Source organism: Novosphingobium sp. BAM6, from assembly GCF_057784955.1.
In genome coordinates this window covers 206,229-223,579 of sequence record NZ_JBYNTR010000002.1, presented here as the reverse complement: position 1 = coordinate 223,579, position 17,351 = coordinate 206,229, and the positions used below count along the sequence as shown (strand labels likewise).

Annotated in this window: 17 protein-coding genes; 12 read left to right on the top strand and 5 right to left on the bottom strand. The window is 65.8% G+C overall.

The window, feature by feature from the left end; translation table 11 throughout:
• Nucleotides 1-4: 4 nt before the first annotated feature.
• From AC3EC3_RS09700 to AC3EC3_RS09680, 5 genes are all read left to right on the top strand, one after another.
• On the top strand, nt 5-274 hold the full coding sequence (locus AC3EC3_RS09700; protein WP_488489419.1) for a hypothetical protein: 270 nt from the start codon (nt 5-7) through the stop codon (nt 272-274).
• 315 nt (nt 275-589) lie between these two features.
• Nucleotides 590-2,182: a bifunctional phosphoribosylaminoimidazolecarboxamide formyltransferase/IMP cyclohydrolase gene (gene purH / locus AC3EC3_RS09695; RefSeq protein ID WP_488489418.1), complete on the top strand. Its 1,593-nt coding sequence runs from the start codon at nt 590-592 to the stop codon at nt 2,180-2,182.
• A 49-nt stretch (nt 2,183-2,231) separates the two neighbouring features.
• Complete coding sequence (locus tag AC3EC3_RS09690) at nt 2,232-2,441, top strand: hypothetical protein (protein WP_260925753.1); 210 nt, start codon at nt 2,232-2,234, stop codon at nt 2,439-2,441.
• A 203-nt stretch (nt 2,442-2,644) separates the two neighbouring features.
• Nucleotides 2,645-2,800, top strand: a complete 156-nt coding sequence (locus AC3EC3_RS09685) for a hypothetical protein (protein ID WP_488489417.1) — start codon at nt 2,645-2,647, stop codon at nt 2,798-2,800.
• A gap of 58 nt (nt 2,801-2,858) precedes the next feature.
• Nucleotides 2,859-3,338 (top strand): Fur family transcriptional regulator, encoded by a 480-nt coding sequence (locus AC3EC3_RS09680; protein WP_488489416.1) that lies wholly within the window; start codon nt 2,859-2,861, stop codon nt 3,336-3,338.
• Between the two features lie 74 nt (nt 3,339-3,412).
• Here the strand turns inward: AC3EC3_RS09680 and AC3EC3_RS09675 are convergent, their stop codons facing one another.
• From AC3EC3_RS09675 to AC3EC3_RS09660, 4 genes are all read right to left on the bottom strand, one after another.
• Entirely contained in the window at nt 3,413-4,117 is a 705-nt protein-coding gene (locus AC3EC3_RS09675; protein WP_488489415.1) for a Crp/Fnr family transcriptional regulator, read from the bottom strand.
• An 81-nt stretch (nt 4,118-4,198) separates the two neighbouring features.
• Nucleotides 4,199-5,053 carry an SMP-30/gluconolactonase/LRE family protein gene (locus tag AC3EC3_RS09670; RefSeq protein WP_488489414.1) on the bottom strand — a complete coding sequence of 285 codons (855 nt, stop codon included), beginning with the start codon at nt 5,051-5,053 and terminating at the stop codon, nt 4,199-4,201.
• Nucleotides 5,054-5,179: 126 nt separating this feature from the next.
• Nucleotides 5,180-6,976, bottom strand: a complete 1,797-nt coding sequence (locus tag AC3EC3_RS09665; RefSeq protein WP_488489413.1) for an IlvD/Edd family dehydratase — start codon at nt 6,974-6,976, stop codon at nt 5,180-5,182.
• A gap of 15 nt (nt 6,977-6,991) precedes the next feature.
• Nucleotides 6,992-8,143 carry an aldose epimerase family protein gene (locus AC3EC3_RS09660; protein ID WP_488489412.1) on the bottom strand — a complete coding sequence of 384 codons (1,152 nt, stop codon included), beginning with the start codon at nt 8,141-8,143 and terminating at the stop codon, nt 6,992-6,994.
• 152 nt (nt 8,144-8,295) lie between these two features.
• Here AC3EC3_RS09660 and AC3EC3_RS09655 point away from each other — a divergent pair, with 152 nt between their 5' ends.
• Nucleotides 8,296-9,624, top strand: a complete 1,329-nt coding sequence (locus AC3EC3_RS09655) for a sugar MFS transporter (RefSeq protein WP_488489411.1) — start codon at nt 8,296-8,298, stop codon at nt 9,622-9,624.
• Between the two features lie 88 nt (nt 9,625-9,712).
• Here the strand turns inward: AC3EC3_RS09655 and AC3EC3_RS09650 are convergent, their stop codons facing one another.
• A complete protein-coding gene (locus AC3EC3_RS09650; RefSeq protein WP_260925767.1) occupies nt 9,713-10,474 on the bottom strand; it encodes a FadR/GntR family transcriptional regulator in 762 nt (253 codons plus the stop codon).
• 110 nt (nt 10,475-10,584) lie between these two features.
• On the opposite strand from AC3EC3_RS09650, the gene AC3EC3_RS09645 reads away from it, so the two are divergent.
• The 6 genes from AC3EC3_RS09645 to AC3EC3_RS09620 all read left to right on the top strand — a co-directional run bounded on the left by AC3EC3_RS09645 (nt 10,585) and on the right by AC3EC3_RS09620 (nt 17,323).
• Nucleotides 10,585-12,111: an aldehyde dehydrogenase (NADP(+)) gene (locus AC3EC3_RS09645; protein WP_488489410.1), complete on the top strand. Its 1,527-nt coding sequence runs from the start codon at nt 10,585-10,587 to the stop codon at nt 12,109-12,111.
• A gap of 70 nt (nt 12,112-12,181) precedes the next feature.
• Nucleotides 12,182-13,189 (top strand): AraD1 family protein, encoded by a 1,008-nt coding sequence (araD1, locus tag AC3EC3_RS09640; protein ID WP_488489409.1) that lies wholly within the window; start codon nt 12,182-12,184, stop codon nt 13,187-13,189.
• A 3-nt stretch (nt 13,190-13,192) separates the two neighbouring features.
• Nucleotides 13,193-14,119: a Gfo/Idh/MocA family protein gene (locus AC3EC3_RS09635; RefSeq protein ID WP_488489408.1), complete on the top strand. Its 927-nt coding sequence runs from the start codon at nt 13,193-13,195 to the stop codon at nt 14,117-14,119.
• Between the two features lie 53 nt (nt 14,120-14,172).
• Complete coding sequence (locus AC3EC3_RS09630) at nt 14,173-15,738, top strand: alpha-N-arabinofuranosidase (protein ID WP_488489835.1); 1,566 nt, start codon at nt 14,173-14,175, stop codon at nt 15,736-15,738.
• Nucleotides 15,735-16,688 (top strand): 2-dehydro-3-deoxygalactonokinase, encoded by a 954-nt coding sequence (locus AC3EC3_RS09625; RefSeq protein ID WP_488489407.1) that lies wholly within the window; start codon nt 15,735-15,737, stop codon nt 16,686-16,688. Before AC3EC3_RS09630 ends, AC3EC3_RS09625 begins: the two co-directional genes overlap by 4 nt.
• Nucleotides 16,685-17,323 carry a 2-dehydro-3-deoxy-6-phosphogalactonate aldolase gene (locus AC3EC3_RS09620; RefSeq protein WP_488489406.1) on the top strand — a complete coding sequence of 213 codons (639 nt, stop codon included), beginning with the start codon at nt 16,685-16,687 and terminating at the stop codon, nt 17,321-17,323. The genes AC3EC3_RS09625 and AC3EC3_RS09620 overlap by 4 nt, the downstream gene beginning before the upstream one ends.
• Nucleotides 17,324-17,351 lie beyond the last annotated feature (28 nt).

Genomic DNA, 17,351 nt, shown 5'->3' with positions numbered 1-17,351 from the left:
GGGCATGCCCTCGATGCATGTCCTCTATATCGGAATACTGGTTGTGGCCGCGATCGCGTGGCTGGTTCAGGGCAGAATTGCCCCGAAAAAGCTGCTCGCGACCGGCACATGCTGCTTCATACTGTCGCTGACGATGGCGGCCCTCGCCTATCCTTGCGCGACGGTTCTCAGCGATGCCGCGATAATGGTCTACGTTCTGGTCTGTGCATGGATCGGTATGCTGGGCGTGTTGCTTGCGGTGCCCGCAGCGTCGCTTCTCTTCTTCAAGCGATAGAAGCCGCAAAATCGCCCCTCCCAAATCCGTCATCCCGGCGCAGGCCGGGATCGTCGTGAGCGCAGTACAATCTTTCGAGCGATCCCAGTCTACGCTGGGATGAAGCCTTATTGCCAAGCCCCCCGTTGCCCCGATGCATCGCATCGCACCACAACCGCCACGGTGGGACGCTTTTGCGCGCGACTCGGGGTTGCCCGAATGTTGCCCACCGCATAAAGCGCCCCCAAAAGCCCGTTCCGTCGTTCCCAGAGGTTTCGTCGTGCAGGACGATCCCGGTGGAACACGCCCTTCGCATTCGAAAAGGCCTCTTCCCGCATGACCGATACCGTCCAGATCCGCCGCGCCCTGCTTTCGGTTTCCGACAAGACCGGGCTTGCCACGCTCGGCAAGGCGCTCAGCGATCGCGGGGTTGAGCTGGTCTCGACCGGCGGCACCGCCAAGGCGCTGCGCGATGCCGGGCTGACGGTGAAGGACATCTCCGAAATCACCGACTTCCCCGAGATGATGGACGGCCGCGTCAAGACGCTGCACCCCAAGGTCCACGGCGGCCTGCTGGCGGTGCGCGACAATCCCGAACATGCCAAGGCCATGGCCGACCACGCCATCGGCGCGATCGATCTGGTGATCGTCAACCTCTACCCCTTCGAGGCGACTGTCGCCAAGGGCGCGGACCGCGACACGATTATCGAGAATATCGACATCGGCGGCCCCTCGATGGTGCGGTCTGCGGCGAAGAACCACGCTTACGTTACCATCGTCACCGACCCGGTCGACTACGAAGGCCTGCTGGTCGAGCTGGAAGCGACCGACGGCGGCACCACGCTGGCGTTCCGCAAGCTGATGGCCGCGCGCGCCTTCGCACAGACTGCCGCCTACGATTCGATGATCTCGCAGTGGTTTGCCTTTGCCGATCAGGGTCTTGAATTCCCCGAGATGCTCAGCGTCAACGGTCGCCTGTCGACCACGCTGCGCTATGGCGAGAACCCGCACCAGAAGGCCGCGCTCTACACCCCCGTCGGCCCCTTCACCAAGGGTCTGGCCCAAGGCGAGCAGATCCAGGGCAAGGAGCTGTCCTACAACAACTACAACGATGCCGACGCCGCCTTCGAACTGGCCGCCGAGTTCCGTGGCCAGAAGCCTGCCGTGGTCATCGTCAAGCACGCCAACCCCTGCGGCGTGGCGCAGGGCGACAGCCTGCTCGACGCCTGGGAAGGCGCGCTGGCCTGTGACGACGTTTCGGCCTTCGGCGGCATCGTCGCGGTGAACCAGACGCTCGACGGCCCCACGGCGGAAGCGATCTGCAAGATCTTCACCGAAGTCGTCGTCGCGCCCGACGCCGATGAGGAGGCGCGCGAGTTCTTCGCCAGGAAGAAGAACCTGCGCCTGCTGCTCACCGGCGAACTGCCCGATCCGCGCCGTGGCGGCCTGACCGTCAAGCCGATCACCGGCGGGCTGCTGGTGCAGGGCCGCGACAATGGCGCCATCGGCTTCGACGATCTCAAGGTCGTGACCAAGCGCGCGCCGACCGACGCCGAACTGCGCGACTGCCTGTTCGCCTGGACCGTGGCCCGCCACGTCAAGTCGAACGCGATCGTCTATGCCAAGGACGGCGTCACCGCCGGGATCGGCGCGGGCCAGATGAACCGCCGCGACAGCTCGCGCATCGCCGCGATGAAGGCTGCCGAAGCTGCCGGGAAGTTCGGCTGGGCACAGGCCCGCACGGTCGGCTCGGCCGTGGCGTCGGACGCGTTCTTCCCCTTCGCCGATGGCCTGCTGGCCGCTGCCGAGGCGGGCGCCACCGCCGTGATCCAGCCGGGCGGCTCGATCCGCGACGATGAAGTCATCGCCGCTGCCGACGAGGCCGGTCTGGCGATGGTCTTCACCGGCATGCGCCACTTCAAGCACTGATCGGACAGCGCGGGGCCCAAAGCCCCTGACAGGAAATTCAGGGGACAGCATGGACGTATCGGGACTCGGCGGACTGCTCGCACTGGCCTTTCTGGCCGGACTGATGAGCGCCGCCGTGCTCCTGCGTTCGGGGCGCCTGCGTTCGCGCCGCCGTATGATCGCGGCGGCGGCCCTGCCTTTTATCTGCCTCGGCGTACCGCTGGCCCTGCTGGTGGTCGCCGCTGTATTTGGGGGCCTGATGCGCTGGATTTCGGCGTAAGAGGCAAAAAGGCTGCGTCCTCTAGGACTTGTTGATGACGGTTCGCCGACAGGTTCCTTCATCTTGCCGCACCGCACAAACATTTCGACGCAAGCGCAACTCCACGTGCCGATAATTCACTGGACTGAAAGGGTCGAAAGTCCAAATGGGCCGCGAGCGCACCACGGTGCACGCTCGCACATGCAACCATCTGGACACGAATAATGGGACTCTTCAAGGCCGACTTCTACCGCTTCCTCGCGCTCGGCTTCGCCGGTGGCGCGCTGCTGGTGCTGGGCGGACTGGGTCTCGAGCGCGCCACGTCGCTGTCGGACGGGATCGTCCCCGCCGCCGAAGCCGCGCCCGCCATCCAGCGCTGATTTCCCGGCCAAACCCGGCCCCACACCACCCATTGCGGCAACAGCGGACAGGGGCCATATGGGGTCCATGTCCGCGACCCAGCACAGCCACCACGAACATTCCGGCGACAGCCTGACCAAGGCCGCCCACGCCGCACTCGTCGAAGCGGGCGAGCAGTGGACCGACATGCGCGCCGACGTGTTCGCCGCCCTTGCCGAACGGCAGGTTCCCGCTTCTGCCTACGACCTTGCCGAAAGCGTCTCTGCGTTGCGCGGCAAGCGGGTCGCGCCCAACTCGGTCTACCGCATCCTCGACCTGTTCGTGCGCACCAACCTCGCGCGCCGGGTGGAGAGCGCGAACGCCTACCTTGCCAACAGCCACCCCGGCTGTCGGCATGACTGCATTTTCCTGATCTGCGATGCCTGCGGACGCGCCGTCCATATCGACGACGACAAGCTCACGGGATCGCTGATCGCGGCGGCGAAGAATGCAGGGTTTGCCGATGTGCGCCCGGTGGTCGAACTGCGCGGCACCTGCGCGGAATGCAGCGACGGCTGAAAAGGGCCGTCTAAAACGCCTGAAGCGTTCTTAGCCCCCCTTTAACCCCCGTCTTTACCCCCTCTATGTACGTTTTAGCCCGCCTCGGCGGTCAGCGCGTCTAGATCGACCACGCGCACTTCGCGACGCGAAGGCAGATCGATAATTCCCTCGTTTTTCAGGCGCGTAAACTGACGACTGACCGTTTCGATAGTGAGGCCGAGCACATCGGCGATCTGTTGGCGCGAAAACGGCAGGTCGACCAGCGGCCCGCTGCTGCCGGGCCCGGCATGGGCAGCGCAGCCCTTGGGTCCGAGCCGCTCCACCATCTCCAGCAGGAAGCTCGCCAGCTTCTCCGAGGCGGATTTGCGGCCCAGCAGCAGCATCCAGCGGCGGGTGCGGTCCAGTTCGCCCAGCGTGCGCTCCAGCAGGCGGTGCTCCAGCGCAGGGTGCTGGCGCGCAAAGGCATCGAAATCGCGCCGTGCGAACACGCAGACGGTGGCGTCGGTCAGCGCGGTCACACCATGACCGGTCGTCCCGCCGAAAGGTCGCCCAATGAAGTCAGAGGGATAGACGACGCCGACGATCTGTTCGCGGCCATCCTCGGTGTTGGTCGAGAGCTTGAGCACGCCGTCGATGACATTGGCGACGAGGACCGAATCCTCACCCTCCCACATCAGCGACTCGCCCGCCTCCAGCCGCCGCGTGCGCCCGATGGTGTTGAGCGCCTCAAGTTCGACGGGATGAAGTGCGGCGCAGATCGCCCGATTACGGACGACGCAAAGGTCACAGGAGGACATGATAAAGGATTACCAGCGCCGCAAGTCCCGCTCAAGTAACATCGGCACAAGGACTTGCGGCGTTTTGTCCTACCTCGCGGGTTAACCTTTATAAGTGCCCGCAGGAAGCCCCCGAACTCCGCAGTCAACCTCGAACAGCGCGCCATCGTACTCGCTTTCAGGCAGGCCGATGGCGGCGCTGGTGACGAACAGACGGTCATGATCGGGGCCACAGAACGCCATATTGGTGATCTGCTGTGCGGGCAGTGCGATCGAGCGCATGTGCTTGCCGTCCGTATCGAATCGGCTGATCCGCGCACCGCCCCAGTGGGCGATCCACAGGCACCCTTCGGCATCGACAGTCATCCCGTCAGGGTAGCCATCGGCATCGGAAAAGCGAATGAATTCCTCGCGATCGACAGCGCCGTCGGCCTCCAGCCGGAAGCGGAACACGGTACGGCGCGCGGTGTCGCTGTGATAGAGCCAGTCCCCGCAGAGCGAGAAAGCGGGGCCGTTGGGCACGCGATAGCCGCTGTCGATCACCTGCCATTCGCCCGAGGGCGAGAGGCGATAGAGCGCGCCCGAATCGGCCTCTTCCGCCATGTCCATGGTGCCGAACCAGATCGCGCCATGGCGGTCCGCTTTGCCATCGTTCATGCGATTGCCGGGCAGGTGCGGTTCGGGATCGCGGCGATCCGCCACGCTGACCGGATCGAGCCCGATTTCGGCCACACCATCGCGGAAGCCGCCGATCAGCCCGCCAGTCTCGCGCGAGGCCACCCAGCCGAGCGGCGCAGGCATGTCCCAGCGCGCGATGCTGTCGTCCGCGAGCGAAAGACGGTTCAGCGCGGGGGCGAGAATATCCACCCAGTAGAAAGCGTTATCGCGGGCGCACCACATCGCGCCTTCGCCCAGAGTATCGCGGACATCACGTTCGATCTTGCGCCACAACGTCATCGTTTCAAACCCTTCCTCTCCAACATGCGTCCGGCCCGCTCTCCGGTCCAGCCTTCACCCGAAAAGGGCGGATACTGGAGGGAGAAGCGGGCCGGCGCCTACATGCAGTCCTCAGGACCGCACCTTTTAGTGATTGTCGCGCGGCAGCCCCATGGTCTGGGCAATGCGCTGGTACTTCTCAGCCCCCTCCAGGATCGCGCCGGTGTCCATCTGGCCGACGACCGAACGCTGGATCTCCTGCCACGGCGTCTGCGAGGCCGGGTAGGCATAGCCGCCCCTGGCTTCCAGAGCCGCGCGGCGCTCGGCCAGAACTTCGTCCGAGACCAGCACGTTCACGACGCCCTTCTTCAGGTCCATGCGCACGCGATCGCCGGTTTCCAGCAGGGCCAGCCCGCCCATCGCCGCCGCTTCGGGCGAGGCGTTGAGGATCGAGGGGCTGCCCGAGGTGCCCGACTGGCGCCCGTCACCGATGCACGGCAGCGCCGTCACGCCTTCGGTGATGAGGTAGGCCGGAGGACGCATGTTCACGACCTCGGCCGCACCGGGATAGCCGATCGGCCCCGCGCCGCGCATGAACATCAGCGTCTCGGGCGTGATGCCGACTGCGGGATCGTCGATCCGGTGATGGTAGTCCTCGGGACCGTCGAACACGACTGCCGGGCCCTCGAAAGCCTCCGGGTCTTCCGGGTTCGACAGATAGCGGTCGCGGAACTCCTTGGAGATCACGCTGGTCTTCATGATCGCGGCATCGAACAGGTTGCCCGACAGCACCAGGAAGCCCGCTTCCTCGACCAGCGGCTGGTCGAAGGTCTTGATGACGCGATCGTCCTCGATCGTGGCATCGCGGCAGTTGTCGCCCATGGTCTTGCCGTTGACGGTCAAGGCGCCCTCGTTGATGAGGCCCTGCTTGATCAACTGTGCCACTACCGCTGGCACGCCGCCTGCACGGTAGTAATCCTCACCGAGGTACTCGCCCGCAGGCTGCAGGTTCACCAGCAGCGGGATCTTGTGGCCGAGGCGCTCCCAATCCTTGAGCGGCAGTTCCACGCCGATATGGCGAGCGATGGCGGCAAGGTGGATCGGCGCGTTGGTCGATCCGCCGATCGCGGCGTTGATGACGATGGCGTTGTGGAAAGCCTCCAGCGTCATGATGTCCGAGGGCTTCAGGTCCTCGTGCACCATGTCGACGATGCGCTTGCCGGTATAATAAGCGCATTCCTGACGATCGCGATACGGCGCCGGAATCGCGGCCGAGCCGGGCAGCATCATGCCCAGCGCTTCGGCCAGCGAGTTCATCGTCGTCGCCGTGCCCATCGTGTTGCAATAGCCAGTCGAGGGTGCCGAGGAGGCGACGAGCTTGATGAAGCCGTCCGCATCCAGTTCGCCCGCCGCCATCATCTGGCGACCCTTCCACACGATGGTGCCCGAACCGGTACGCTCGCCCTTGTGCCAGCCGTTGAGCATCGGGCCGACCGACAGCGCGATCGCCGGGATGTTCACCGTCGCCGCAGCCATCAGCATCGCCGGGGTGGTCTTGTCGCATCCGGTGGTCAGCACCACGCCGTCGAGCGGATAGCCGTAAAGCGCTTCGACGAGGCCAAGGTACGAGAGGTTGCGATCAAGCCCCGCCGTCGGACGCTTGCCGGTTTCCTGGATCGGGTGGACCGGGAACTCGATGGCGATGCCGCCTGCCTCGCGGATACCTTCGCGGATGCGCTCCGCCAGCACCAGGTGGTGGCGGTTGCAGGGCGAGAGGTCGCTGCCGGACTGGGCGATGCCGATGATCGGCTTGCCCGAGCGCAGTTCCTCCAGACTGAGGCCGAAGTTCAGATACCGCTCCAGATAGAGCGAGGTCATGTCGATATTGTCGGGGTTGTCGAACCAGGCGCGTGAGCGCAGCTTGGGCTTGGCAGTTTCGGTCACAGAAGGGGCCTCAGGTCAGCGGTCAACGGAAACGCGGTAGATCATGACATGCCGATAGGGCTTGCCGGGATCGACGCGGGCCGAGACGAAGTTGGGATGGTTGGGAGAATCGGGGAACTTCTGCGGCTCAAGCGCAATGCCGTCCCCCATGCGATAGAGGTGGCCATGCTTGCCCAGATACGTTCCGTCGAGGAAGTTGCCGGTGTAGACCTGCACGCCGGGCTCGGTTGTCAGCACTTCGAGCACGCGGCCCGAAGCGGGATCTTCCAGCTTGGCGGCCAGTTCGGGCGTCTTGGTCAGGCCCTTGTCGAGCGCGAAGTTGTGGTCGTAGCCGTGGCCCTTGACGATCTGCTCGTCGTTGCCATCGCGGATGCCGTCATTGAAACGACGGCCCTTGCGGAAGTCGAACACGGTGCCGGTGACGTCGCGCAGCTCGCCGGTCGGGATCAGGTGATCGTTGACCGGGGTGTAATGGCCGGCGGGAACGGTCAGGACTTCGTCCATCGCGCCCTCGGAGGCCCCCTCGCCGCCCATGTTGAAGATCGCGTGGTTGGTCATGTTGATGACCGTGGGCTTGTCGGTAGTGGCATCGAACTGGATGGTCAGCGCCCCCTTCTCGTCGAGGGTGTACGTTACCTTGGCCTTCACCGTGCCGGGATAGCCCGAATCGCCATCCGGGCTGACGAGCGAAAGCACAACGCTGGCCGTCGGGCCGGACTTCACCTGCTCCACCTTCCAGTTCTGCATGTCGAAGCCCTTGCCGCCGCCGTGCAGCGACTGGCCATGGTCGTTCTGCGGCAGCTGGTAGGTCTTGCCGTCGAGCGTGAACTGGCCATTGGCGATGCGGTTGGCATAGCGGCCGATGGTCGAGCCCCAGAAGTTGGGCTTGGTCTCGTAGCTGTGAAGATCGTCGTAACCGAGCAGGATGTCGGCGGTCTTGCCGTTGCGATCGGGCGCCATCATCTTCCACAAGGTGGCGCCGAAGGTCAGGATCGTCGCCGAAACGCCGTTGTCCGCCTTGAGCGTGATCGCCTGCACATCGGTGCCGTCGGAGAGCTTGCCCGCGCTCGCCTGCGTGGCCTCGGCCGCCTGCGCGCCCGGCGCCGCAGCCAATACCAGAGCCAGCGCGACGGCCGTTGCCGCCGTTCCCTGAAGCATCCTCTTCATCCCGCCCAGTCCTTTTCGTTCGTCCATTTCGTTCGCGAAGCATTGACGTGTCCGCGCCGCCCATATAGTCCGACAAATAGAAAGAGCGCAAGCCGGTTCGCCCGAATTCGGGCCATACGAAACCGGGGCAGCGCTAATGCGAGAGGATCGACATGCCGCCAGTGATCTCGTCGTCTGACGTCCAGAGCCAGGGCTCCACGGGCACAATGCCCGGCGTACGCTATGGCCCGGCGCTGACATTGCTTGCCAGCCTGTTCTTCATGTGGGGCTTCATCACCGTCATCAACAACACGCTGCTGCCACACCTGCGCAGCGTGTTCGAACTGACGTATTTTCAGGCGGCACTGATCGAATCGGTGTGGTTCATCGCCTACTTCTTCGCCTCGATTCCCTCGGCGCTGCTGATCGAGCGGATCGGCTACAAGAAGTCGCTGGTGACGGGCCTGCTGATCATGGCGGGCGGCGCGGTCGGCATGATGGTGGCCGCCAGCATCCCTTCCTACGGCGTCACGCTGGTCATGCTGTTCGTGATCGCCAGCGGCATCACCCTGCTGCAGGTAGCTGCGAACCCTTACGTCGCTGTCGTCGGCAAGCCTGAGACGGCCTCTTCGCGCCTCAATCTGGTGCAGGCGATGAACTCGGCCGGTACGATGCTCGCACCTGCCTTCGGCGCCTACCTGATCCTCGGCCGGTCCAAGAGCGGCACCGCCGCTGCCGATGCCGTGCTGAGCAAGGCCGACCGCCTTGCCGACGCTCATGCAGTGATCCTGCCTTATGCGCTCGTTGCAATCGTGCTGGTCGTGCTCGCCATAGTGATCGCCCGCTTCCCGCTGCCCGCCATGGTCTCATCCAAGGCACATGGCGAGAAGAAGAAGGGCCTGCTGAACCCTGAGCTGTTCAAGCACCGCAATCTGGTTTTCGGCATCCCCGCGATCTTCATCTATCTGATCGCCGAGATCGGCGTCGCCAACCTGTTCATCAACTTCGTCAGCCGTCCCGACATCGGCAACATGACGCACGAGATGGCGGGCAAGTACCTCTCGCTGCTGTGGGGCGGCATGATGGTGGGCCGTTTCGCCGGCTCGGCGATCATGCAGCGCATCGACGCGGGCAAGGTGCTGGCATTCTTCTCGATCGGCGCCTTCGTGGTGATGCTGGTCACGGTCTTCGCGCATGGCCCGGTGGCGATGTGGTCGCTGATCCTCGTCGGCTTGTTCCACTCGATCATGTTCCCGACAATCTTCACGCTGGGTATCAAGGGCCTCGGCCCGCTGACCGAGGAAGCCTCGGGCCTGTTGGTCATGGCCATTGCCGGTGGCGCGCTGGTTGCCGTGCAGGGCTGGATCGCCGATGCCTATGGCCTGCAGACCTCGTTCCTGCTGACGGCGGCCTGCGAACTCTACGTCCTGTTTTATGCGCTGTGGGGCTCTAAGACCACGCATGCGCTGCCGGAACAGCAGGCCGTGGAAGCTGCAGAGTAAGCACGCCGCACGCACCACACGGACACGAAAAGGCCCGGAAAGTCACTGCGACTTTCCGGGCCTTTTTCATACCTGCGACGGAGAAAGATCAGTCGCTGACGATCATCGAGCTGCGGGTATCTTCCAGCGCCAGATCGACCAGCACGTTCATCGCCTCCGCCGCCGCATCGGCATCACCTTCGGCAATGGCATCGTAGACCTTGACGTGATCGGGGATCGGATTGCGCGGCAGGGCACGGGCGCGCTGCTTGAACTGGGTCGTCCAGTTGACCGCCGCGCCGATACTGGCGCTCAGTACGATCAACGCCGGGTTTCGCGTGGCCTGAAGGATGGCGTTATGGAAATCGCGGTCGGCAGCGCGTCCTGCCTCGGTGGTCAGCGTGTGACGACGCATCGCCGCCAGCGCATCCTTCATCACCTTGAGATCGGCCTTGTCGCGCCGTTGCGCCGCAAAGCGCGCGGCGGCAGGTTCGACCACGGCGCGCAGTTCGAACAGGCTGCGCACGAACTCCACATCGGGCTCGCCTGCGAAGGCCCAGCCCAGCACATCGGGATCGAGCAGGTTCCAGCGCTCGCGCGGAAGCACCCGCGTGCCCGCCTTTGGGCGGCTGGCGACCAGCCCCTTGGCAGCAAGCACCTGGATCGCCTCGCGATAGGCACTGCGCGAAACCTGCAGCTCCTCGGCGAAGGCCACCTCGCCCGAAAGAATGTCACCCGGAGCATATTTGCCCGACAAGATTTCGGTGCCGAGCTTGTGCGCGATCGCACCGTGCAGGCGCCGTCCGGGACCGCGCTGCTCCTCATTTGATCGCCCCGTCTCGATACCGGTCTTCAACTTCGCCGTTGTCACGTTAATGTTCACCTCTAAGGCTACCGTACCAGTGCCTTGCGCATGAAGGAACGACAAACATTGCGTTTCCCGCGCGACCCGAATATGTCGGAGTAAATAGGAGAGTCCCGATGACTGAATTTCGTTCCGTAGTGGCTGCAACCGGCGAGCCGCAGGGCGACGCCTTTGCCGTCCACGGACCGGCCGATGTGGCAGAAGCCTGCGCCAAGGCCGATGCCGCGTTCGACGAGTACCGTGCCACGGACCGCGAAACCCGCGCCGCTTTCCTTGAGCGAATCGCGGATGAGATCATGGCGATCGGCGAGCCGCTGATCGAAGCCTACATCGCCGAGAGCGGCCTTCCCCGCGGTCGCGGCGAAGGTGAGCGTGGCCGTACATGCGGCCAGCTCAAGATGTTTGCCGAATATGTCCGCAAGGGCCTTTGGCAGCAGCTGCGCATCGATCCCGCACTGCCCGACCGTGCCCCGCTGCCCCGCCCGGACCTGCGCCTGCGCATGATCCCGGTCGGCCCGGTTGCAGTGTTCGGCGCCTCCAACTTCCCGCTCGCCTTCTCGACCGCCGGTGGTGATACCGCCTCGGCACTCGCCGCCGGTTGCCCGGTCGTCGTCAAGGGTCACCCGGCCCACCCGATCACCGGCGCGCTCGTTGCTCAGGCGATCAGCAAGGCGGTTGCCGATGCCGGCCTTCCCGAAGGCGTGTTCCAGCACCTCGTCGGCCCCTCGAATGAGCTGGGCTCGGCGCTGGTGCAGGACCCGCGCATCATGGCCGTGGGCTTCACCGGCTCGCGCGGCGGCGGCCTCGCCCTCGCCAAGCTGGCGGCGGCCCGCGAAGTGCCGATCCCGGTCTATGCCGAAATGTCGAGCATCAACCCTGTCCTGCTGCTTCCCGAAGCGCTCAAGGCACGCGGCGAAGCGCTCGGCACCGCCTATATCGGCTCGCTGACGATGGGCGCAGGCCAGTTCTGCACCAACCCCGGCCTGATCCTGGCGATCGAGGGTGAAGGTCTCGACGCCTTCGTCACCGCTGCCGAGGCTGGCGTCACGCAAGCCCAGCCGCAGACCATGCTGACCACCGGCATCGCCGCAGCCTATGCCAAGGGCGTCGAAGCGCTCAAAGGCAACCCCGGCGTCGATCTTGTCGGCAAGGGGGCCGACGGTTCGACCACCACGGGTGGCGCGATCGTGTTCCGCACCACCGCCACCAAGTTCCTGGCGGACAAGGCGATGGGCCACGAAGTGTTCGGCGCCTCTTCGATCCTCGTCGTCTGCAAGGACGAGGCCGAGATGGTCGAACTGCTCAAGGGCCTCGAAGGCCAGCTGACCGCCACGCTCCACATGGACGCTGCCGACGAGGCAATCGTCGCCCGCGTCCTGCCGGTGCTGGAGCGCAAGGTGGGCCGTATCCTCGCCAACGGCTGGCCGACTGGCGTCGAAGTGAGCCACGCGATGGTACACGGCGGCCCCTTCCCGTCGACCTCCGATCCGCGCACGACTTCGGTCGGCAGCATGGCGATCGACCGCTACCTGCGCCCCGTCAGCTACCAGAACCTGAGCGACGGCGTGCTTCCGCCCGAACTGCGCGACGGCGCCAAGGGTGACGGCGCTCCGCGCCTCATCGACGGCATCCTGACCCTGTAACTCTTAACTTCGTAAAATCCCGCGGCGCGCTCCCATCAAAACAGAAGCGCGCCGCGTCCGGGAGAGATTGATGACTGACCTTCGCCTGCTGCAGCATCGCGCGCCGGATGGCTCGCGTTCCGTGATCTTCGCACAAGGGCCGAGCGCCCGCTTCCTCAAGGCCCCTGCCTCGATCCGCGAACTGGCGCTTGCCGCCATCGCTGCTGGGCAGACCCTGGCCGAAGCGGCTTCGGCTTGCGAAGCAGGCGAGGCGGTCGACATTGCCGCCGAGCTGGCCGCAGGCAACCTGCTCGCTCCCATCGACCATGCTGACGCGGCCCACGTGCTGCTGACCGGCACCGGCCTGACCCACCTCGGCTCGGCCGAAGGTCGCGACAAGATGCACAAGGCCGCCGCTTCGGCTGCCGAAACCGGTGCCCATGTCACCGATTCGATGCGCATGTTCCTCGAAGGTCTCGAAGGCGGCAAGCCCGCATCCGGCGAAGTCGGCCAGCAGCCGGAATGGTTCTACAAGGGCGACGGCTCGCAGCTCGTCGGCCCCGGCGAGACGCTCACCATGCCTGCGTTCGCCAAGGACGGCGGCGAGGAGCCGGAACTGGCCGGTATCTACCTGATCGGCGAAGACGGCACCCCCTATCGCCTCGGCCTCGCGCTCGCCAACGAGTTCTCGGACCATGTGACCGAGCGCCACAACTACCTCTGGCTCGCCCACTCGAAGCTGCGTCAGGCCGCGCTTGGCCCCGAGCTGCTGATCGGCACACCGCCTGCCGCCATCGAGGGTACCAGCAAGATCGTCCGCAACGGCGAGACGCTGTGGAAAAAGCCGTTTCTGTCGGGCGAGGCGAACATGTCGCACACCTTCGCCAACCTGGAACATCATCACTTCAAGTACGACCTGTTCCGCCGCGCCGGTGACGTCCATGTCCACTTCTTCGGCACGGCCACTCTCTCGTTCAGCGACGGCATCGCAACGCAGGAAGGCGACGTGTTCGAGATTTCGGCTGCGCCCTTCACCCTACCGCTCGCCAGCCCGCTGGCCCGTGCCGCAGAGCACACCGTCGTCGTGAAGGCGCTCTGAGCCATGGATCCGATCCGCATCGCCGTCGTTGGCATCGGCAAGATCGCGCGCGACCAGCATCTGCCCGCGATCGCCGGTAATTCGGCCTTCTCGCTGGCCGCCACGGTCAGCCCGCGCGATCCGGGCCCCGGCACGGTCGCACACTTCAAGGACTTCGACACGCTGCTGGCCGAAGGTCCGGCGTTCGATGCGGTGGCGCTCTGCACGCCGCCGCAGGTCCGCTACGATCTGGCCGCGCAGGCGCTGCGCGCAGGCGTCCACACGTTCCTGGAAAAGCCCCCGGGCGCCACGCTCTCCGAAGTGATGGCGCTGAACGCCCTCGCCGAAAAGACCGGCGTCACCCTGTTCGCCTCGTGGCACTCGCGCTTTGCCGCCGGTGTCGCGCCTGCCAAGGCCTGGCTGGCCGAGCGCCGCATCGACACGGTGCGGATCGCCTGGCGCGAGGACGTGCGCGTGTGGCATCCGGGGCAGGACTGGATCTGGGAGCCGGGTGGTCTCGGCGTGTTCGATCCGGGCATCAATGCGCTCTCGATCCTGACGCACATCATGCCGCGCCCGGTGTTCCTGCAGTCGGCAACGCTCAGCCTGCCTGCCAACCGTGCCGCACCGATCGCTGCCGACATCCACTTCCGCGACACCGCCGGTGCGCCGATCCACATGGACCTCGACTGGCGCCAGACCGGCCCGCAATCGTGGGACATCGAGGTGGAGACCGACGCCGGGCTGCTTAAGCTCGCCAATGGCGGCGCGGTGCTGACCCTGCCTTCGGGTGTGCAGCATGCCGAGGATCTGGAATATCCGGGCCTCTACGCGCGCTTTGCCAACCTGATCCGGGGTGGCCGCAGCGATGTCGACCTCGACCCGTTCCGCCTCGTCGCCGATGCATTCCTGCGCGGCAAGCGGATCGCGGTGGAAGAATTCCACGACTGAACACGACGTACCCCAGCACACAATTCCCTGGGAGGGGGCAGACAATGACGACAATCACCCGCAACCTGCGCCGCGCCGGCCTCGCGCTGCTCATGGCCGGATCGGCGCTGGCGGCGCCGATCCAGGCTGATACCGGCGACACGCCGACGACCGCGACGCTCGACGCCGCGCATCCGGGGCCGGAGTACCACAAGGAGATCTTCACGCAGTTCGCCGAGCATCTCGGCAACGGCATCTACGGCGGCCTGTGGGTCGGCAAGGGCAGCAAGATCCCCAACACCAACGGCTTCCGCAACGATGTCGTCTCGGCGCTGCGCGAACTGCAGGTGCCGGTGATCCGCTGGCCCGGCGGCTGCTTCGCCGACGAGTACCACTGGCGTGAAGGCGTCGGCCCGCAGAACACCCGTCCGGTCAAGGTCAACACCCACTGGGGCGGCGTGACCGAACCCAACACCGTGGGCACCGACGAATACTTCGAGCTGCTGCGTCAGGTCGGCGCGGACGCCTATGTCTCGGGCAACGTCGGCGATGCCGCCCCGCGCGAAATGGCCGAATGGGTGGAATACATGACCGCGCCTGCCGGATCGCTGGCGGACGAGCGCGGCAAGAACGGCCACAAGGCGCCGTACAAACTCGCCTATTTCGGCATCGGCAACGAACTGTGGGGCTGCGGCGGCAGCATGCGTCCTGAATTCGCCGCCGACGAGACGCGCCGCTACGCTACTTTCGTCAAGGTTCCGGACGGCACCAAGACGCTCAAGATCGCGTCCGGCGCCAATGTCGACGACTACAACTGGACCGACACGATGATGCGGATCGCCGGCGACAAGGTCGACGGGCTTTCGCTGCACTATTACACGCTGCCCGGTGGCGGCTGGCCGCCGCATGCCGACCCGATCAACTTCACCGAAGCGGACTGGGCCGACACCCTGTGGAACGCCGAGCACATCGACGAACTGATCGCCAAGCACTCGGCGATCATGGACAAGTACGACCCCGCCAAGCGCGTGATGCTGGCAGTGGACGAATGGGGCACCTGGTTCGCACAGGATCCGGGCACGCATCCCGGCTTCCTGCGCCAGCAGAACACCCTGCGTGACGCACTGGTCGCCTCCACCACGCTCGACGTGTTCGCCAAGCACGCCGACCGCGTGCGCATGAGCGCCATCGCCCAGATGGTGAACGTGCTGCAGGCGATGATCCTGACCGACGGCTCGAAAATGGTGAAGACCCCGACCTACTGGGTCTATGACATGTACAAGCCGTGGCAGGACGCGACCGTGCTGCCGATCAAGATCGATGGGCCGAACTATGCCGCCGGCAAGTTCACGATGCCTGCCGTCAGCGGCTCGGCGGTGAAGGCCAAGGACGGCCTGATCCACGTCGCGCTGTCGAACCTTGATCCCAACCAGCCCAACACCGTGACGATCGCGCTGGATGGCGTGAACGCCAGCGGCGTCGACGGCACGATCCTGACCGCCGCCGCGATGAACGCGCACAATACCTTCGAGGCGCCCGAGGCGATCAAGCCCGCCGCGTTCTCGGGCGCGCGCCTTGAGGGCGGCAAGCTGGTGGTTACGCTGCCTGCGAAGTCGGTCGTGGTGCTGACGCTGCGATGAGCACGCTGCCTGCTACTGCCCCCGCTACCGCTGTTGTCGGCGATTGGGGCACCACCCGCCTGCGTCTCTTCCGCCTCGATACGGCAGGAGAGGTGGTGGCGCGGGTGGACGGCCCCGGCGTCGGCACGCTCGATCCGGCCAGTGCGCGCGCCGCGCTGGCCGAGCGGCTCTCTGTCTGGGCGGCGCAAGCGCCGATCTCGGACGTGCTGATCTGCGGCATGGCAGGCACCCCGCGCGCACTCGTCGCGGCGGGCTATGCACCCTGTCCGGTGGATCTGGACGGCTGGCTCGCCTCGCGCACCGAACTCGATGTGGCGGGCATGCCGGTGGCGGTTCTACCCGGCCTTTCGTGGCGTTCGGCGCAAGGCGTGCCCGAAGTCATGCGCGGCGAGGAGACGCAGGTCTTCGGCGCCATCGCGCTTGCCCCCGAACTCGGCAAGGGCCGCCACCTGATCGTGCTGCCGGGCACGCACACCAAGTGGGTGGAACTGGTCGATGGCACTATCACCGGCTATCGCACCTGCCCTACCGGCGAGACCTTCGCGCTGCTCTCCGGTCATTCGACGATGGGCGGTGACGATGCGGGCAGCGGCTCGTTCGACGAGGGCTTTGCGCGCGGGCTGGAACGCGCCGCCGAACCGGCGATCGGCGCGCTGTTCGAGGCGCGCGCCGCGCGCATGCTCGATGGCCGGTCGAGCGAATGGTCGCGCGGCTATCTTTCCGGCGTCCTGATCGGCGGCGAGATCGCCAGCCAGACCGGAAGCGCTGCCGATATGGTGCTGATCGGCGATCCGAAACTCACCGGGCTTTACGAGCGCGCGCTGGCGGCGCAGGGATTGGGCGCAACTACCATCGAGGGCGATGCCGCCGTTCTTGCAGGCCTTCGCATCGCGCAGGCGCATGCGGCTCAAAACGAGGCCCGCAACACCGTTTCAGGAGATTCCCAATGACCAAGGCCCTGACCGTCAACGAGGTTCTGGCACAAGGCGCCGTCCCCGTGGTCGCCATCCTGCGCGGCGTGCGTACCGAAGAGGCCGTTGCCATTGGCGAGGCACTGGTCGCCGCAGGCGTGCGGCTGATCGAGGTGCCGTTCAATTCGCCCGATCCAGCGGGCTCGATCGCCGCGATGGTCGCTGCGCTGGGAGACCGCGCGGCGATCGGCGGTGGCACCGTGACCAGCCCGACGCTGGCCGACGAACTGGCCGATGCAGGCGGCACCTTCATGGTTTCGCCCAATACCGATCCCGCCGTCATCGCCCGCTCGCTAGAGCGCGGCATGGACGTGTTGCCCGGCTTCCTCACCCCGACCGAGGCCTTCGCGGCTGTCGGCGCGGGCGCGCGCGATCTCAAGCTGTTTCCCGGCTCGGTACTGGGCAGCGGCTATGTGAAGGCGGTGCGCGAAGTGCTGCCGCGTGACTGCCGCGTCTGGGCGGTCGGCGGCGTCGGTCCGGCCAATGTCGCCGAGTTCCGCGCGGCAGGCGTGTTCGGTATCGGCGTAGGGGGCAGCCTCTACAAGCCGGGTGACAGCGCCGAGGTGGTCGGAGAACGCGCCGCTGCGCTGGTTGCAGCCTGGTCGGCCAGCTGACGAAGCCACGCTTCAGGGAGAGAATGAT

Coding starts and splice junctions, on each gene's coding strand:
- AC3EC3_RS09690 (WP_260925753.1), top strand. CDS start 2,232: ATGGACGTATCGGGACTCGGCGGACTGCTCGCACTGGCCTTTCTGGCC.
- AC3EC3_RS09625 (WP_488489407.1), top strand. CDS start 15,735: ATGAGCACGCTGCCTGCTACTGCCCCCGCTACCGCTGTTGTCGGCGAT.
- AC3EC3_RS09660 (WP_488489412.1), bottom strand. CDS start 8,143: ATGAAGAGGATGCTTCAGGGAACGGCGGCAACGGCCGTCGCGCTGGCT.
- AC3EC3_RS09655 (WP_488489411.1), top strand. CDS start 8,296: ATGCCGCCAGTGATCTCGTCGTCTGACGTCCAGAGCCAGGGCTCCACG.
- AC3EC3_RS09635 (WP_488489408.1), top strand. CDS start 13,193: ATGGATCCGATCCGCATCGCCGTCGTTGGCATCGGCAAGATCGCGCGC.
- AC3EC3_RS09675 (WP_488489415.1), bottom strand. CDS start 4,117: ATGTCCTCCTGTGACCTTTGCGTCGTCCGTAATCGGGCGATCTGCGCC.
- araD1 (WP_488489409.1), top strand. CDS start 12,182: ATGACTGACCTTCGCCTGCTGCAGCATCGCGCGCCGGATGGCTCGCGT.
- AC3EC3_RS09700 (WP_488489419.1), top strand. CDS start 5: ATGCCCTCGATGCATGTCCTCTATATCGGAATACTGGTTGTGGCCGCG.
- AC3EC3_RS09620 (WP_488489406.1), top strand. CDS start 16,685: ATGACCAAGGCCCTGACCGTCAACGAGGTTCTGGCACAAGGCGCCGTC.
- AC3EC3_RS09680 (WP_488489416.1), top strand. CDS start 2,859: ATGGGGTCCATGTCCGCGACCCAGCACAGCCACCACGAACATTCCGGC.
- AC3EC3_RS09645 (WP_488489410.1), top strand. CDS start 10,585: ATGACTGAATTTCGTTCCGTAGTGGCTGCAACCGGCGAGCCGCAGGGC.
- AC3EC3_RS09670 (WP_488489414.1), bottom strand. CDS start 5,053: ATGACGTTGTGGCGCAAGATCGAACGTGATGTCCGCGATACTCTGGGC.
- AC3EC3_RS09685 (WP_488489417.1), top strand. CDS start 2,645: ATGGGACTCTTCAAGGCCGACTTCTACCGCTTCCTCGCGCTCGGCTTC.
- purH (WP_488489418.1), top strand. CDS start 590: ATGACCGATACCGTCCAGATCCGCCGCGCCCTGCTTTCGGTTTCCGAC.